The sequence below is a fragment of the Bacillus sp. 16GRE42 genome, from assembly GCF_019837435.1.
GTDB classification, from domain to species: Bacteria; Bacillota; Bacilli; order Bacillales; family Bacillaceae_G; genus Bacillus_A; species Bacillus_A wiedmannii.
Genome location: NZ_JADAXF010000002.1, coordinates 420,429 through 436,083, shown reverse-complemented (window position 1 = coordinate 436,083; position 15,655 = coordinate 420,429). Strand labels below are relative to the sequence as shown.

Annotated in this window: 17 protein-coding genes; 9 read left to right on the top strand and 8 right to left on the bottom strand. The window is 36.3% G+C overall.

The features are described from left to right. Positions 1-20 precede the first annotated feature (20 nt). Positions 21-224, bottom strand: coding sequence for a hypothetical protein (locus ILS93_RS14585; protein WP_000559978.1), 204 nt, complete (start codon positions 222-224; stop codon positions 21-23). Positions 225-818: 594 nt separating this feature from the next. Here ILS93_RS14585 and spx point away from each other — a divergent pair. Beyond that, on the top strand, positions 819-1,214 hold the full coding sequence (spx, locus tag ILS93_RS14580; RefSeq protein WP_000258267.1) for a transcriptional regulator Spx: 396 nt from the start codon (positions 819-821) through the stop codon (positions 1,212-1,214). A 49-nt stretch (positions 1,215-1,263) separates the two neighbouring features. On the opposite strand, the gene ILS93_RS14575 is transcribed toward spx, so the two are convergent. Further along, entirely contained in the window at positions 1,264-1,938 is a 675-nt protein-coding gene (locus ILS93_RS14575) for a TerC family protein (protein ID WP_222660762.1), read from the bottom strand. Between the two features lie 340 nt (positions 1,939-2,278). Here ILS93_RS14575 and mecA point away from each other — a divergent pair, with 340 nt between their 5' ends. From mecA to pepF, 4 genes are all read left to right on the top strand, one after another. Continuing rightward, positions 2,279-2,962, top strand: a complete 684-nt coding sequence (gene mecA / locus ILS93_RS14570; protein WP_000350712.1) for an adaptor protein MecA — start codon at positions 2,279-2,281, stop codon at positions 2,960-2,962. A gap of 72 nt (positions 2,963-3,034) precedes the next feature. After that, positions 3,035-4,579, top strand: a complete 1,545-nt coding sequence (locus ILS93_RS14565; RefSeq protein WP_000799207.1) for a cardiolipin synthase — start codon at positions 3,035-3,037, stop codon at positions 4,577-4,579. A gap of 80 nt (positions 4,580-4,659) precedes the next feature. Next, the gene (locus ILS93_RS14560; protein ID WP_064476812.1) at positions 4,660-5,904 is read left to right on the top strand and encodes a competence protein CoiA; all 1,245 of its coding nucleotides are present in this window, start codon (positions 4,660-4,662) and stop codon (positions 5,902-5,904) included. 51 nt (positions 5,905-5,955) lie between these two features. Continuing rightward, complete coding sequence (gene pepF / locus ILS93_RS14555) at positions 5,956-7,782, top strand: oligoendopeptidase F (protein ID WP_222660760.1); 1,827 nt, start codon at positions 5,956-5,958, stop codon at positions 7,780-7,782. Between the two features lie 128 nt (positions 7,783-7,910). On the opposite strand, the gene ILS93_RS14550 is transcribed toward pepF, so the two are convergent. The 4 genes from ILS93_RS14550 to ILS93_RS14535 all read right to left on the bottom strand — a co-directional run bounded on the left by ILS93_RS14550 (position 7,911) and on the right by ILS93_RS14535 (position 10,365). Then, positions 7,911-8,084 (bottom strand): hypothetical protein, encoded by a 174-nt coding sequence (locus ILS93_RS14550; RefSeq protein ID WP_046957017.1) that lies wholly within the window; start codon positions 8,082-8,084, stop codon positions 7,911-7,913. A 230-nt stretch (positions 8,085-8,314) separates the two neighbouring features. Continuing rightward, a complete protein-coding gene (locus ILS93_RS14545; protein ID WP_064476810.1) occupies positions 8,315-9,208 on the bottom strand; it encodes a ClpXP adapter SpxH family protein in 894 nt (297 codons plus the stop codon). Further along, positions 9,208-9,606, bottom strand: coding sequence for a globin domain-containing protein (locus tag ILS93_RS14540; protein WP_000043382.1), 399 nt, complete (start codon positions 9,604-9,606; stop codon positions 9,208-9,210). Before ILS93_RS14540 ends, ILS93_RS14545 begins: the two co-directional genes overlap by 1 nt. A gap of 180 nt (positions 9,607-9,786) precedes the next feature. Continuing rightward, complete coding sequence (locus ILS93_RS14535; RefSeq protein ID WP_064476809.1) at positions 9,787-10,365, bottom strand: CYTH domain-containing protein; 579 nt, start codon at positions 10,363-10,365, stop codon at positions 9,787-9,789. Between the two features lie 146 nt (positions 10,366-10,511). Here ILS93_RS14535 and ILS93_RS14530 point away from each other — a divergent pair, with 146 nt between their 5' ends. From ILS93_RS14530 to ILS93_RS14515, 4 genes are read left to right on the top strand one after another with little or no spacing between them, the layout of a single operon-like run. After that, positions 10,512-10,883, top strand: coding sequence for a UPF0738 family protein (locus ILS93_RS14530; RefSeq protein ID WP_001179996.1), 372 nt, complete (start codon positions 10,512-10,514; stop codon positions 10,881-10,883). Between the two features lie 30 nt (positions 10,884-10,913). Further along, positions 10,914-11,552, top strand: coding sequence for a GTP diphosphokinase (gene yjbM, locus ILS93_RS14525; RefSeq protein WP_064476808.1), 639 nt, complete (start codon positions 10,914-10,916; stop codon positions 11,550-11,552). Between the two features lie 18 nt (positions 11,553-11,570). Next, positions 11,571-12,368, top strand: a complete 798-nt coding sequence (locus tag ILS93_RS14520) for an NAD kinase (protein WP_000673190.1) — start codon at positions 11,571-11,573, stop codon at positions 12,366-12,368. Positions 12,369-12,383: 15 nt separating this feature from the next. Continuing rightward, on the top strand, positions 12,384-13,277 hold the full coding sequence (locus tag ILS93_RS14515; RefSeq protein ID WP_064476807.1) for an RluA family pseudouridine synthase: 894 nt from the start codon (positions 12,384-12,386) through the stop codon (positions 13,275-13,277). A 47-nt stretch (positions 13,278-13,324) separates the two neighbouring features. On the opposite strand, the gene ILS93_RS14510 is transcribed toward ILS93_RS14515, so the two are convergent. Together ILS93_RS14510 and prpE are read right to left on the bottom strand one after the other, a co-directional pair. Continuing rightward, on the bottom strand, positions 13,325-14,713 hold the full coding sequence (locus ILS93_RS14510; RefSeq protein ID WP_064476806.1) for a peptidase G2 autoproteolytic cleavage domain-containing protein: 1,389 nt from the start codon (positions 14,711-14,713) through the stop codon (positions 13,325-13,327). A gap of 155 nt (positions 14,714-14,868) precedes the next feature. Beyond that, positions 14,869-15,609 (bottom strand): bis(5'-nucleosyl)-tetraphosphatase PrpE, encoded by a 741-nt coding sequence (gene prpE / locus ILS93_RS14505; RefSeq protein ID WP_064476805.1) that lies wholly within the window; start codon positions 15,607-15,609, stop codon positions 14,869-14,871. Between the last annotated feature and the right edge of the window lie 46 nt (positions 15,610-15,655).

Sequence of the window (15,655 nt, the reverse complement as noted above, 5' to 3'; positions counted from 1 at the left end):
CAGGTGATTACCTGCTTTTTTTAATACGTACGTTTCTTATAAATACCTTTCCCGCCAACTTGGTTCCAGCCGGATTGTACATCCAAACTTTTATTAACAAACTTCATCTTTTCTTTTCCGCCAAAGAGTTTTTCACCAATGCTATTTGTAATGACACCAATCAATGCTGTGATTCCGATGATGAGGGCAGCAACAGTGACAAAATCAATAAAAAAAGCAATCATTTGAAAATTCCCCCTTTGCCTGTCTGTATGTTTATTGTATGAGATAAAAGATAAAAAAGAAAGAAATGTCAGAAAAATAATTGATTTATTTTAGAAATCGTATAGACATGGATGAGGATGTTTGTTAAAATAAGAACAAGTGTTCCTTTTGATTCTCACTTGTATAGTCTTACATTTCTTAATTGATTTATCAAGAAAAGGTAAGAAAACGTTCTCTTTTTCATAGAGAAGATTATGGGGAAATAACTGTATATCACATGAAAAATCTATGACAAGCCAGTATTAAGAGGGTTGAAGGTTATTGTTCAAGTACAGCTGAAGTTAGTGTAATTATGTTACATAGCAGTGGAATACACGGATGAGTTTTCTCAATTAGAAGGAAATTTACTGTATATTTCTTGCAAAATCTATTGTATAATGATTATAGAAGTTACTTATTAAAAGTAATTGTTGTTTGCTAAAAGTTGTTGCTTACATGAAATGCGATTTTTTGCACTTTGTTATAAGACAAGGTATCGTAAAAAATTGCTGAATTTAGAAATTTAAACTGTAATTAGTACAGAATTTGTACTCTTTAAGGAGAGTGAGCTTTGTATGGTAACATTATATAGTTCTCCAAGCTGTACGTCTTGTAGAAAGGCGAAATTATGGCTAGAGGAAAATCATATTCCTTATACAGAACGTAATATTTTCTCAGATCCATTAACGATTGAGGAAATTAAAGAGATTTTACGTATGACAGAAAGCGGAACGGATGAGATTATTTCTACTCGTTCAAAAGTTTTCCAAGAATTAAATGTAAATTTAGAGTCTTTACCACTTCAAGATTTATATAAGATGATTCGTGACTATCCAGGGATTTTACGTCGTCCAATTATGATTGACGAGAAACGCCTTCAAGTAGGTTACAATGAAGACGAAATCCGCCGTTTCTTACCACGTACAGTAAGAACGTTCCAATTACGTGAAGCACAGCGTCTTGTAAATTAATTATAATAATATGAAAACCTTCTACCTATTATATAGTAGAAGGTTTTTTTTAATGTTTCACGTTTCGTAATCGAACTTGTTGCACGATAATACCGATGCATAGAACAGTGAAAATGAATAAGAAAGGCATGCTTGTGGTGAAATTTGGATTATTATGAAAGAACGTTGCAAGCCTGTCTTCATGTGTAACCATTTTTCCTGCTGTATAGGCGAGAATCGCTGCTCCGCAATAAATGAGGAATGGAAAGCGTTCCATAAGTATTAAAATAAGTTTGCTACCCCAAATAATAATCGGGATAGAAATGAGTAAGCCGATTATTACGAGTAAAAATCTTCCGTGAGCTGCACCTGCAATGGCAATAACGTTATCAAACCCCATAACGAGATCCGCGAATACAATTGTACGCACAGCTTGAAATAAAGTTGTTTTCCCCTGAATAGCAGAAAGATCGTTGCTATTATCAGTTAGTAAATTCACTGCAATTAATGTAAGTAAAACGCCCCCGGTAAGTTGTAGAAATGGAATGTCGAGTAAATAGACAGCTAGTATAGTAAGGATAATTCTTAGTACGATTGCTAAAAGAGTACCAATCAAAATGGCTTTATTTCGTTTCGATTCAGGTAAATTTCGGCTAGCTAGTGCGATGACGATTGCGTTGTCACCACCTAATACAACATCGATACCGACAATCATTAGTACAGATGTTAAAAACTCTAAGTCCATTCGTCTGCCTCCATTTATGAAGTTTTAATAAGCGAACTGTATGTATGTGGTGAAGAGAGACTAAATAATCTTCTCTAATAAAAGTTTCACTTTATTACAGTGTACGGGGGAGGGTGGAAATGTATGTCCAAATTTTTCATAAGTGAGAAATCGCTATAATGATATATTTGTGTAGGTGGTCGAATGAAGATAGGCATATAACTATTTTTGTAAAATAAATCGATTTTATTTCCATTCTGGAGAATCTTATCATAAAATGAGAGTACAAGAATCTATTGATTTGTCATATGAGTGGGGAATCCCTTCATAACAATTCTAAGCAGGAAGGGAGAGTTGTATTTTGGATATTGAAAGAATTAATGACCATACGATGAAATTTTTTATTACGTACATTGATATAGAGGATAGAGGGTTTAATCGTGAAGAAATTTGGTATGACCGCGAACGAAGTGAAGAGCTCTTTTGGGAGATGATGGACGAAGCTCGTGATCATGATGATTTCTTTATTGATGGACCGTTATGGATTCAAGTGCAAGCAGTCGATAAAGGGATTGAAGTACTTGTAACGAAAGCAGAGCTTTCAAAGGATGGACAAAAGCTAGAACTACCAATAGGTGTAGATAAAATTATAGACATTCCTCTAGATGAAGGCATTGAATCATTATTCCAGCAAGAATTAGTGGAAGAGGTAGAAGAACAAGCAGGAACAAACTTTAACGAAGATGGTACGTTTGGCTTTTTAATTAAGTTTAATGATTTTGAAGATGTCATTTCATTAAGCCACCGTCTTATCTTTGAAGATATAAAAGATGAGCTGTATTCATTTGAGAACCGCTATTATGTATATGTGGAATTCGATGAAGTGCTACATGATGAAGAAGAAATTGATCGTATTTTAAGTATTGTTTTAGAATACGGAGAAGAATCAACTTTAACAATTCATCGTGTAAGTGAGTATGGGAAACAAATTGTGAAAGAGCGTGCGCTTGAAACAATTCGCAATAATTTTCCTGCTAAAACGTAGGCCGATTTCTGTAGTATGAAATCGGCTTTTTATATGAAGAATAGGAAAGCTTTCTTAGTAAGGAGGTAAGAGATGAAAAATACATTAAAGTTGATTTTCTTTGTTCTACTATTGTTCGCATTATTTGTTTCGTTACGTATGTTTATTGATGTAGCATTTTATTCGGATGTAATTGGGATAAAAGATGTTTCGATTTTAGGTATTATTAGTATTTTATTTACGGTGTCTGCATTTTTAATTGGCTGCGTTATTTTCTTAGAGAACCGTCATCCGTCTAAAACACTTACATGGCTCATTGTGTTAGGTATTTTTCCGGTATTTGGATTCTTCGCTTATTTATTATTTGGACAGAACTTTCGGAGGAAGAGAATGTTCCAAAAGAAGGCGTTGCTCGATGAACAAGCATTTTTACAATATAAGGGGCATGAAGATTACGAAGAACGGATTTTGCGCAATCATAAGCATCAAGAGCTGTTATTTCGTTTAGCGGACCGCTTAGGCGCTTTAAATATTTCATTTCAAACTGAAACGAGAACATTAACAAATGGAGATGAAACGTTTCAGGCCATTTTAGATGGATTAAAACGAGCGAAACACCACATTCATATGGAATATTACATTGTGCGTGATGATAAGCTTGGAACAGAAATTAAAGATATTTTAATACAGAAATCAAAAGAAGGTGTTGTCGTTCGTTTTTTATATGATGCGGTTGGAAGTTTTAGATTATCGAATTCATATATTGAAGAATTGAATGATGCAGGAGTAGAAATGATTCCGTTTTTCCCTGTGCGCTTTCCGATTTTAAACGATAAGATTAATTATCGAAACCACCGGAAAATCGTTATTATTGATGGAAACGAAGGGTTTGTCGGTGGATTAAATATTGGTGATGAATATTTAGGAAAGGATAAATATTTCGGTTTTTGGCGAGACACGCATTTATATTTGCGTGGTGAAGCTGTTCAAAGCTTGCAACTTATTTTCCTTCAAGATTGGTTTTATATGACTGGTGAGGCTGTGCTGGCCCCTGAATATTTACAAGCGAAAGCAGTTGAGGGTGATCATTGGGGAGGCGTACAGCTCGTTGCAGGTGGACCAGATAATAAATGGGAAACAATTAAACATTTATACTTTGCCATGATTGCTTCTGCGCGGAAATCCATTTGGATTGCGACGCCGTATTTCATTCCGGATGATGATATTTTATCCGCATTAAAGGTAGCGGCACTTGCTGGTATTGATGTCCGTTTGTTAATGCCAAGTAAGCCTGATAAGCGCACCGTCTTTTACGCATCGAGATCGTACTTCCCAGAGCTTTTAGATGCAGGGGTAAAGATATATGAATACGAAAAAGGTTTTCTCCATAGTAAAGTTGTCATTGTGGATTCTGATTTAGCTTCAATTGGGACTGCTAATATGGATATGAGAAGTTTTCATTTGAACTTTGAAGTAAATGCCTTTTTATATGATACAGACAGCATTCGAAAACTTGTTCAAGATTATAAAGAGGATATAGAAGAATCAAGTGAAATTCATGTCGATCGTTTTCATAAAAGGCGTCTTCATAGACGAATTGTTGAATCGACGTATCGATTATTATCACCTTTATTATAAAAAGAGATGTCCGAAATTGGGACATCTCTTTTTTAAAAGGAATTTGTAATAAATTGTAGAATATAAGGAGCTGAAAGGGTGTGATTCCGATGTTTATCGCCAAAAGAGAAAACGGAGAAAAAATTCATCTACTCTATCATCATGATGAAGAGCTTTTACATCGTATGCGTAAAATGGAAAGCTTCTTTTGCATAGCTTGCGGGAAGGAAGTGCAAATGAAATTAGGGAAACAAAAAAGTTGGCATTTTGCTCATAAGAAAATGGACGCGTGTCTTGCCTTTTATGAAGCAGAATCTATGTATCATATGCACGGTAAAGAATTGTTATATAGGTGGTTCAAACGTCAAAACTTTCCTGTGTATATAGAGCACTATCTTCCGGAAATTCAGCAACGACCAGATATTTTCATAGAGAGAGCAGGGAGAACAATTGCGATTGAATATCAATGCGCTAATCTCTCTATAGAGCAGCTGTACAAACGAACCTATTCGTATTGGCGAGCTGGTATACAGGTCATTTGGATCATTGGTGGAAATCAATTGAAAAGGCAATCAGCATATTGGATGAAATTCTCCTCACTTATGGCTTTCTCCTTACAATCTTATCCTCAGCCATTTCTTATTTTCTTCTGTTCGAAACAAAAATTATTTATGAAATGTGCGTTTCTCACTTCATTTTCTACAAGCGTCTCTTTCTCACATATTATCTACTTACCAACTGAAACGACTACTTTTGAAATGCTCTTTTCTCCCGTCTCTTTCCGAAAAAAAACATTAGGTGAGGAATGGAAAAAGCGAAAGAGCTATTTTCGGCAAAATGCGCTGCCGATTTGGAATTACAATCATAAGTCACTATTACGCCTCTTATATCAATGTAAATGTACCCCAGCAAATTTTCCTTCTGAAATCGGTGTGCCACTCCCGTCCTCATTTGCTTTTCAAACAAATCCATTTATATGGCAAGCTTTTCTATATATAAAGTGTATAGGTGAGCTTGCGGTAGGGGATTGTATTTCCCTTCAATATGTATGTAGTTATGTGAAAACGTATGTGAAAAGGCGCATGCTCCCGTACTTTTCACGGCATATATGGAAAGTAGCAGTTGCTGAATATATGACATTTTTATGTTATACAGGTGTATTGCAGAAAGTAGGGACTTATAAGTACCGGAAAAAAAGAGAGGTAGTTATGTTAAAAACAGAGGAGGAAGTTATGAAATATGATGAAATTTGCTTAGCATATGCCTTATCTTTATTTGAGGCAAAGTACAACATGAGAGAAGGAAAAGGGGATATAATAAAGACTGATCGTGAAGGAATTACATAAGAAAAAATCGAATTGTATGTAAGTAGAGATATTTAAAGGAGGGCTTAAAGGATGTCTGAACAAAACACAGTAAAAACATTACCAGATCGCAAAGAAATTGAAGAATCAAGTACGTGGCGATTAGAAGATATTTTCCAAACAGATGCAGAATGGGAAAAAGAATTCCAAGCTATTAAAGAGCTATTACCGAAGTTAACTGAATTTAAAGAGAAACTTGGTGACTCTGCGAACAATTTACTTGAAGCATTGCAATATGAAGACGAAATTTCAATGCGATTAGGTAAGCTATATACATATGCACATATGCGTTACGATCAAGATACAACAAACTCTGTGTATCAAGCGTTAAATGACCGCGCAACAAATTTATTTTCACAAGTATCTAGTAGCACAGCATATATTGTGCCTGAAATTTTATCGATTTCAGAAGATACACTGCAAACATTCTTGACAGAAAATAGAGACTTAAGTGTATATGAACATGCATTAGAAGAAATTACGCGTCAACGCCCGCACGTATTATCTGAAGCGGAAGAGGCTCTATTAGCAGAAGCATCTGAAGTAATGAGTGCGTCAAGTAATACATTTGGTATGTTGAATAATGCGGATTTGAAATTCCCATCTATTAAAGGTGAGGATGGAGAAGAAGTGGAAATTACACATGGTCGTTACATTCAGTTTTTAGAAAGTGATGATCGTCGTGTGCGCGAAGATGCATTCAAAGCTGTATATGAAACGTACGGAAAATATAAGAACACATTTGCAAGTACGTTAAGCGGAGCTGTGAAACGTAATAATTTCAATGCGCGTGTTCGTAAATACGATTCTGCACGTCAAGCGGCATTAAGTAATAATAATATTCCTGAAGCGGTATATGATCAACTTGTTGAATCTGTACATGATAATTTACACTTGCTACATCGTTACATTGATATTCGTAAGCGTGCACTAGGACTTGATGAGCTTCATATGTATGATTTATATACACCACTTGTACCAGAAGTGAAAATGAACGTGAAGTATGAAGAAGCACAAGACATGTTATTAAAGTCTTTAAATGTACTTGGTGATGAGTATGTTGACATTTTAAAAGAAGCATATGAAAATCGCTGGGTAGATGTGTATGAGAATAAAGGAAAGCGAAGCGGAGCATATTCATCTGGTGCATATGGAACAAATCCGTATATTTTAATGAACTGGCATGATAATGTAAATAATTTATATACACTTGCTCATGAGTTCGGTCATTCCGTGCATAGTTACTATACAAGAAAGACGCAGCCGCACGTATACGGTGATTATTCAATCTTCGTTGCGGAAGTAGCATCAACTTGTAATGAAGCACTTCTAAACGATTATTTATTAAAAACGACAGAAGATAAGAAAGAGCGTCTATACTTATTAAATCATTATTTAGAAGGATTCCGTGGTACTGTATTCCGTCAAACGATGTTCGCAGAGTTTGAGCATATTATTCATAAGAAAGTACAAGAAGGACATGCGGTTACGCCAGACATGTTAACGGAGATCTACTATGATTTAAATAAGAAATATTTCGGTGATGCTTTAGTAATCGATGAAGAAATTGGTTTAGAGTGGTCTCGTATTCCGCACTTCTACTACAACTATTACGTATACCAATACGCAACAGGATTTAGTGCAGCAACGGCTTTATCTAAACAAATTTTAGAAGAGGGGCAACCAGCAGTAGAACGTTACATTAATGAGTTCTTAAAAGCAGGAAGCTCAGATTATCCAATTGAAGTGCTGAAAAAAGCTGGAGTAGATATGGCATCTCCAGAACCGGTAAAAGAAGCGCTACAAGTATTTGAAGAGAAATTAAATGAATTAGAAGCATTATTATTTGAAGAGAAGTAATTGTAAAGACGAGGAATTTCCCTCGTCTTTTTTGTTTTAAATATTTTTGTCGATATTTGTCGAAAGAATAAGGTGAATTTCTTTCTTTTTTCTAAATTAGAAGGCAGTTTTACAGGTGATTTTTGTAGTTAAAACCCTTTAAATCGTTTTTTATGGTTGAAATAAGAGAGAGCGATGACAATGACTCCAAATAAAAGAGGGAAGGCAATAATTTTAGGAAAAGCTTGTAGTAGAGAGAGGATGTACAAGAAAAAAGAAACGATGACAGCTAGTAAGATAAGTAAAATATATGTTTTTTTCATACAGAACACCTCCAAAATAGCTTTTTTATAGCTTATTCAGAAATGAAAACGTTTAGAATGTGACAAAAGTGTGAAATTCGACAAAAGGGGTTGTCATCTGACGTCGAATCTTGTAATATAATAAGCGTGAACGAATTCACATACAAACATATACCCCTTTGTTTGAACGTGAAAATTTCTCCCATCCCCTTTAATATTTTTATAAGCCGTAAAGAAGAAGACCTGGTGTTTTACACCAGGTCTTCTTCTTTTGCTATCCATTTCCAATAACGCTCACATTTTACGTCAATCATTTGTACTTTTCGTTTCAGTTGTAATTTTTTCAGTTCACGCTCGATTTCTTGCTGCGAGCAGTCATATATAAATGCTACTTCTTTTGAAGATATAAATTGCGTTGCTTCTAGTAACACTTCTAAAGGTGGTAATGGTTCTGGCTCGATTTCACATTTTACAAGTTCTTTCAATAATTGTACGTATACGTCGTAGGAATATGTTCCAGCGATTTTAATACCTTCTTCATCTGAATTTGCATGAAAGAATACGAGAGAAGGTATTTCTGTAATATGCATCTCATTTGTAAATTTCAAGTCACATTGGAAAGCTTTTTTTGCGCTAGCGGAATGTAGGTCTTTTTTAAATTCTTCTACATCAATATCGCTATCTCTTGCACAGGCAAGTAATAATTCGCAGTCAGGGTTTGATACATTTTCAAGGAAAATGTATTCTTGGAGTTTTCGTAAAAACTTCGAACCTGCTTTTCGGCCCTGTAACTCCGCTGCCTTAATTGCCATCGAAACTAAATATGGTGTTGACGATGCTTCTTGCATATGTACCTTTCCATCACATGAAAAACCTTGTAAACTTGTTGTCTTTTCCCACACAAATCGAATATTAGCAGGTTTATTCCATTTGTGTGAGGAAGCGTTCGTTCCGTCCACTTTTCCTGTTACGATATGACGAATAGAGAAGTATTTCCCGTATTCAAGCCATAGTTTAATAATAAAGGGCTCAATTTCCCAGCAATCTTTACAAAGTGGATCAATAAATAAATATGCTTCTACAGACTTATGCTCACATGCGGAAGGAGATGGCATATTTATATGCTTTGCTTCCTGCTTATCCATTACACTTCACCTGTTTCGTTTGGAGTATTAACCATATGCTGAGCGGTTAACGCTAAACGTTCAAAAACGAACTCTCTTATATGACCGTGCACTCCTGTGTCATCCATTGCTTGCTCCATACATGATAGCCAAGCCTCTGCTCGTTTTGGAGTAATCTCAAACGGAAGATGGCGTGCTCTTAACATAGGATGACCATGTTCTTCAGTGTACAAATTAGGACCACCTAAATATTGCGTTAAAAATTGTTTCTGCTTCCTAGCGGTTTCTGTTAAATCATCCGGGAAGATGGGAGATAGGTCAGGGTGTTTACTGACATAGGAATAAAACGTGTCTACTAATATTGCAATGCATTGTTCACCGCCAATTGCTTCAAATGGTGTCATCGGTTGCTTGCTCATCCTTTATAAACTCCTTTTTCCATGAAATGTATATCTATTGTAGCAATGGAATGTTCTAGAGGGCAAATAAACAGCCTTCATAACGTTCTTTGCTTATTTTTCAAATGTAAAAGAATCTTTTCCTTTTAAAAAGTGAGATATATCCACTAGTAGAACGTATTCACTAGTGGAATTTTCACTTTAGCGTGCTTTGTTTTGTTTGGCAAGGAAAAAGCGTTTTACTTTATTATTTGTATGACGGATTGGTATGTCGTGCTGTTTTAATAAATGAATAAATGCAGCTTTTCCTGTTTCTTCATCTTGCACTTCAAATTCAATTTCATAATCATCGTGATTGTAATAGAAACTATGATCAAAGACAAGCGTTCCGCCTTCAAATAGTGTTTCGGCTCTTTCAGTTGTTAAACTACCCATATAAGTTAAAGTGGAAACAGGAATTTGTAATTTGTGTAGTTGATCCATTACAGTCCCTGGAATGATTACGTTTGTTTCCATCATCATTCTTGCTTCGTCTTCTGTTACGACTTGATGCGTTTCTAACAAGCCGACTTCTGCAGGTTGTTTCAATGTTAATGTATAAATTTCGCCTTTATGACGAATACGAAGTGCAGAGCCAGCTTCTTTTAATGAGAAGCCTGGTGTTTCAAAGTAATGATTCACCTGTTTCGTAAATACTTCAATAGAGAATGATTTACATAATGTATCGAATTCTTCTTCTGTCACAATATTTTTAAATTCAATTTCAATTTCTTGTGTCATTGTATGCGCGCTCCTTTTAAAAAATAATTCTTTACACATTATCGCTTTTTCATAAATTTGGTTCAATGTTTTATTTGTTTGCGTCCATGTTATGATACAATAATACTGTTAAGTAAGACAGGAAGTTGAGATGGAGGAGTTAGAGCATGCAAAATAAAATTCAAGTTAAGAGCGTAGAAAAGAGAGAGAATGCGCTTATTTTTTGTGCGGAAAATAATGAAATAGAGGTAAAGGAGTTAAGTGCGCGTAATCACGTACTTGTCGACTCAGACAATTTATCATTTTTATATATTTTAGAAAACGAATCATCTTTCATTTATGTAAGTATTCCGCACACATGCTGGGAAGCAATGCATGAAGCGATGAATAACGATATAGTAATGTTCGTTCGTGTGAATGACGTTGAAATGGAATTAGAAAATTTAAAAGAAGAAGTAGAATATTTAGTTGAAAATATTGAAGGTAATGCAAATTACGGAGAAGAACTAGTAACTGCTGTAGAAAAAGTATTTCTATAAGCAAATGGATTGATTTTGGTGGTGGTTGAAATGAAGCGAAATTGGGAAGAATTTTTAGCACCTTACCATCAAGCGGTGGCAGAGCTGAAAGTGAAACTAAAAGGAATGCGTACTCAATTTGCAATGTTAACAGAGCATTCTCCAATTGAGTTTGTAACAGGAAGGGTAAAGTCGGTTGCTAGTATTATTGATAAAGCGGAGAAAAGAAATGTACCGCTGGATCGGCTCAGAGAAGATATGCAAGACATCGCGGGCCTTCGAATGATGTGTCAATTTGTTGATGAGATTAAGCCTGTTGTAGAATATCTTCGAAAACGAAATGACTTTGAAATCGTGGAAGAACGTGATTATGTCACGCAAAAGAAAGATAGCGGCTATCGCTCTTATCACGTTGTCATTAGTTACCCCGTTCAAACGATTCAGGGAGAAAAAAAAGTATTGGTAGAAATCCAAATACGCACGTTAGCAATGAATTTTTGGGCAACAATTGAGCATTCTTTAAATTATAAATATAGTGGACGTTTTCCTGAAGATATTAAAATACGCTTGCAACGCGCAGCGGAAGCGGCGTTTTTATTAGATGAAGAAATGTCTTCTATTCGTCTTGAGATTCAAGAAGCGCAGAAAGCTTTTTCAAGAAAACAAGAAACGAAGGATTCCGAATCATAAACTAAAGGGTGTTGGGCGATGAAATTTACAATTATGTCAAAGGGAGATCAATCATCAGATACACTGGCAAGCACGATGAAAGAATACTTGCTAGATTTTGGATTTATAATGGATGAAAAGGAACCCGATATTGTAATTTCTGTTGGGGGAGATGGAACGCTTTTATACGCGTTTCATCGTTATTATAATCGATTGGATGAAACAGCATTTGTTGGTGTACATACAGGGCATTTAGGTTTCTATGCAGATTGGTTACCGACAGAAGTAGAGAAATTAGTAATTGCAATTGCTAAAACACCATTCCAAGTGGTGGAATATCCGCTTTTAGAAGTGATTATTCGCTATGTGAATGGGAGTAAAGAATCACAGTATTTGGCGATGAATGAAGCAACTGTAAAAAGTGCAGAAGGTACATTAGTAACAGAAGTAGAAATACGCGGAGAGTACTTTGAAACGTTCCGCGGAGATGGTCTTTGTATTTCTACTCCTTCGGGAAGTACTGCGTATAATAAGGCGCTTGGCGGAGCGATTATTCACCCTTCTATTGAAGCGATTCAAATTGCAGAAATGGCATCTATTAATAACCGTGTGTTTCGTACTGTAGGCTCGCCACTCGTATTGCCGAAGCATCATACATGTGTGTTGAAGCCGGCTGCAGGAATGAACTTACAAATTACGGTGGACCATTTAACGATGGTTCATCAAGATGTGAAATCAATCCAGTATCGCGTTGCAAACGAGAAAGTACGATTTGTTCGTTTCCGTCCATTCCCGTTCTGGAAACGAGTTCGTGACTCGTTTGTTGCAGATAAATAGAAAGGGTTTATATATTTGAACAGATTTACATTGAAATGGGATATAGAATCGGCTGAAGAGGGAACTTTAGTTAGAGAATTTTTAAAAACAAAAGGGATTTCTAAAGCCGCCTTAACGGATATAAAATTTCGCGGCGGAGCTATTGAAGTAAATAATCAACATGCGAGTGTTCGTCATCAGTTGCAAGCTGGTGAAGAATTACGTGTCTTTTTTCCAGTGGAAGAAAGAAGTGAAGGGATGATTAAAGAAGATATCCCTTTAAGTATTGTATATGAAGATGATGCGGTTCTTGTCATAAACAAAGAGGCGAACATGTCAACGATTCCGTCTAGAGAACATCCGGCAGGGAGTGTTGCGAATGCGCTCTTATCTTATTATGATAAGCAGCATCTTGCAAGTACGGTGCACATCGTAACAAGATTAGATCGTGATACTTCAGGGCTTATGCTTATTGCAAAAAATCGTTTCGTGCATCATCTTTTATCGAAACAGCATCAACAAAAAGCTGTGAAAAGAACATATGAAGCAATTGTTCACGGTGAGATGATAGAACGAGAAGGAACGATTGATGCACCGATTGGACGAAAATCGGATAGCATTATTGAGCGAACCGTTTGTGAAAATGGGCAAAGAGCAGTTACTCATTTTAGAATGATGGATAGCGCCAATCATAAGACACATGTATCACTTGAGCTTGAGACCGGAAGAACGCATCAAATTCGTGTACATATGGCTCATATAGGCCACCCGTTACTTGGTGATGATTTATATGGAGGACGAAGAGATGTGATAAAACGTCAAGCACTTCATAGTACATCTTTGACGTTTTATCATCCTATTTTAGAGAAGGAAATGTCTTTCACTACAACGATTCCAAGCGATATGGAAGAGGTATTAAGGCATACTTAAAAAGGGAACAAAATTCTTATGTAACGAAGAATTTTGTTCCCTTTTTCTTAGCGGAATAATATTAAAATTTGATTTTCACCCGTGCGCTTTATAACGAAAAAGCCACTTTCGGATTTTGTAGCAATGCCATCGTTATTTGGACGACAATATCCATGCGTTTCGCAAGTGCCGTCATCGCGTACTAACATTTGTCCAATTAATCCGACAGGAAGCCACTCGGTACGATCTTTTCTTGCTATATATTTGCAAGTTGGATCCCATTCTGTATTTAAAAGAGGTTGTATGTCTTGCGATTCCGTACGTACATATTGGCGTTTTCCAAAGTTATCTGTTTTATAGCGTTTTTGCCAACTTAAAGCACCGCTATTTCCTATAAGGGCAGGGGTTGCACTAGATATTCCTAAAATGAATGAATCATTTGAAGTAGCGATCCGAATTTTTTCTTCGCTACTAAATGTAACGAAATAACCTACATCAATAAAATGATTGTCTGCTGTTTCAAACATTTGTGCAAAATCAGTTCCACTTGCATTGTAAGAAGCGCCATCAATATACATTTCCCCATTATGAGCAAGCCACTTTGCACCGATATTATGATCGGTTTCATTTGTGCCGTTTGCAATAAACCAAGAATAAGATTCTTCTGCTATGCCGAAGCGCCCCATAATATGGCTACCCGCAAAATGAGCTGTTGATGTATGATTACCTTCCGCATGAGAAGAGAATCCGTTAGCGATAGTCGCGGTTCCTTCTGCATGTGCTGCTTCGCCTAAAGCGATTGTATGTTTACCTTCTGCATGAGAATAAGAGCCACCTGCTGTCGTTTCACTTCCTTCACTATGGGAACTATGTCCAGTTGCTTTCGTTTTTGATCCTTCCGCATGAGAGAAAGAAGCTTTTGCGTGTGTAAGAAGCCCTTCTGAATGTGAAGCTGTACCCTCTGCATTAGAGTGAAGCCCCTCTGCATGTGCATACCGTCCGCCTTTTTTTACTTTTGTATTTTCAGGTGTAGGAGTTTGAATTATGATCGTTTTTTCTGTTTGTATATCATTGGATGGTGCTAATGCTTCTCTCATTTTTTTCACTTGATTTATAATAGCAGCTGGAATTTCTGATTCTGCTTTTTTATTAATTGCTACAGGGATGTCTTCTTCTGTATTTTTCTCTGTTTGCTCAGAAGGCACAATCTGTTCAGGGTGAGTAGAGAGAGGTTTATTTTTTTGCTGCATCTTTGTTTTTCTATTATCGATTATGCGGCTCATTACAGCATTTTCTAAAGAGACATATTTTGGTTTAGCTTTGTTTTTGGGGGAAGCCCCTTGTCCGTCCGGTTCTTCTAAAGCTGCAGCTCGAATGCTGCACCAGTTGTTAATTCCGTACATGGGTAGATAAAAAGGCGGGCATTTTCTTTTTTGTTTAGAAGATTTTTTCTTCATTCTGTCACCTCCTGCGACAGTATATGCCGTGTAATTAAAAAAAGATGCACTTTATTGCATCTTTTTTTAATTACTTTACCTAGTTTTTATAGGAGAACAGCCTAAATGATACGGTAATCCTCGTAATTTGTGAATGGTATCTGAAATAAGGATAGTTATGAAATTGGGCGAAATTTTTCAGGGACAAAAGACAGGGAGGAAGGGACGGACACGGTTTCCATCTCAGGGTAACGTAGTCCGGTTAGTTTGCCACCAAATACAGCGCCAGTGTCAATATTGACTGTATGATTTACGAAGCGAGGTTCTTTAACGGGTGTATGTCCATATACAATCCAAGCTTTTCCTTTATATTCTTTTGCCCAGTCGCGACGGACAGGAGAGCCGTCAGCATGTTTTTCTCCTGTAATATCGCCATATAATACAAAGGTTTGTACTTTTTTATCTTGTCTTCCTATGTAATCTTGCCGAATTCCAGCGTGACATACAATTAACCTTTTCTCATCGAGTACGTGATATAAAGGGGATTGCTCATAAAGTGTGATGAATTTTTCTTTTATAATGTTTTGTTTATGAGAAGGCAGTGCTTCATATTCGGCAACAGTTGTTTCGAGTCCATGAGCGATTGTCACATTACGCCCAAGGAAAAAACGGTATAGTTTATTACAGTGATTTCCCGGAGCGTAATAAGCTATTTTTTTATTTATGACAAGTTCCCATACAATTTCAATCATACGTAATGAATGAGGGCCGCGATCTGTAATATCACCAACAAATGCAAGCTTACGTTGGTCAGGGTGAAACGGCAGGTCACTATTCCAGTTGTATCCGAGTTTCGTCGTTAAATCTTGAAACTCTTGAAAGCATCCATGAATATCCCCTATAATGTCAAATTTCATATTTAAACCTCCACCATATTTTTCATTAGTATATCTAAAAAAGGAT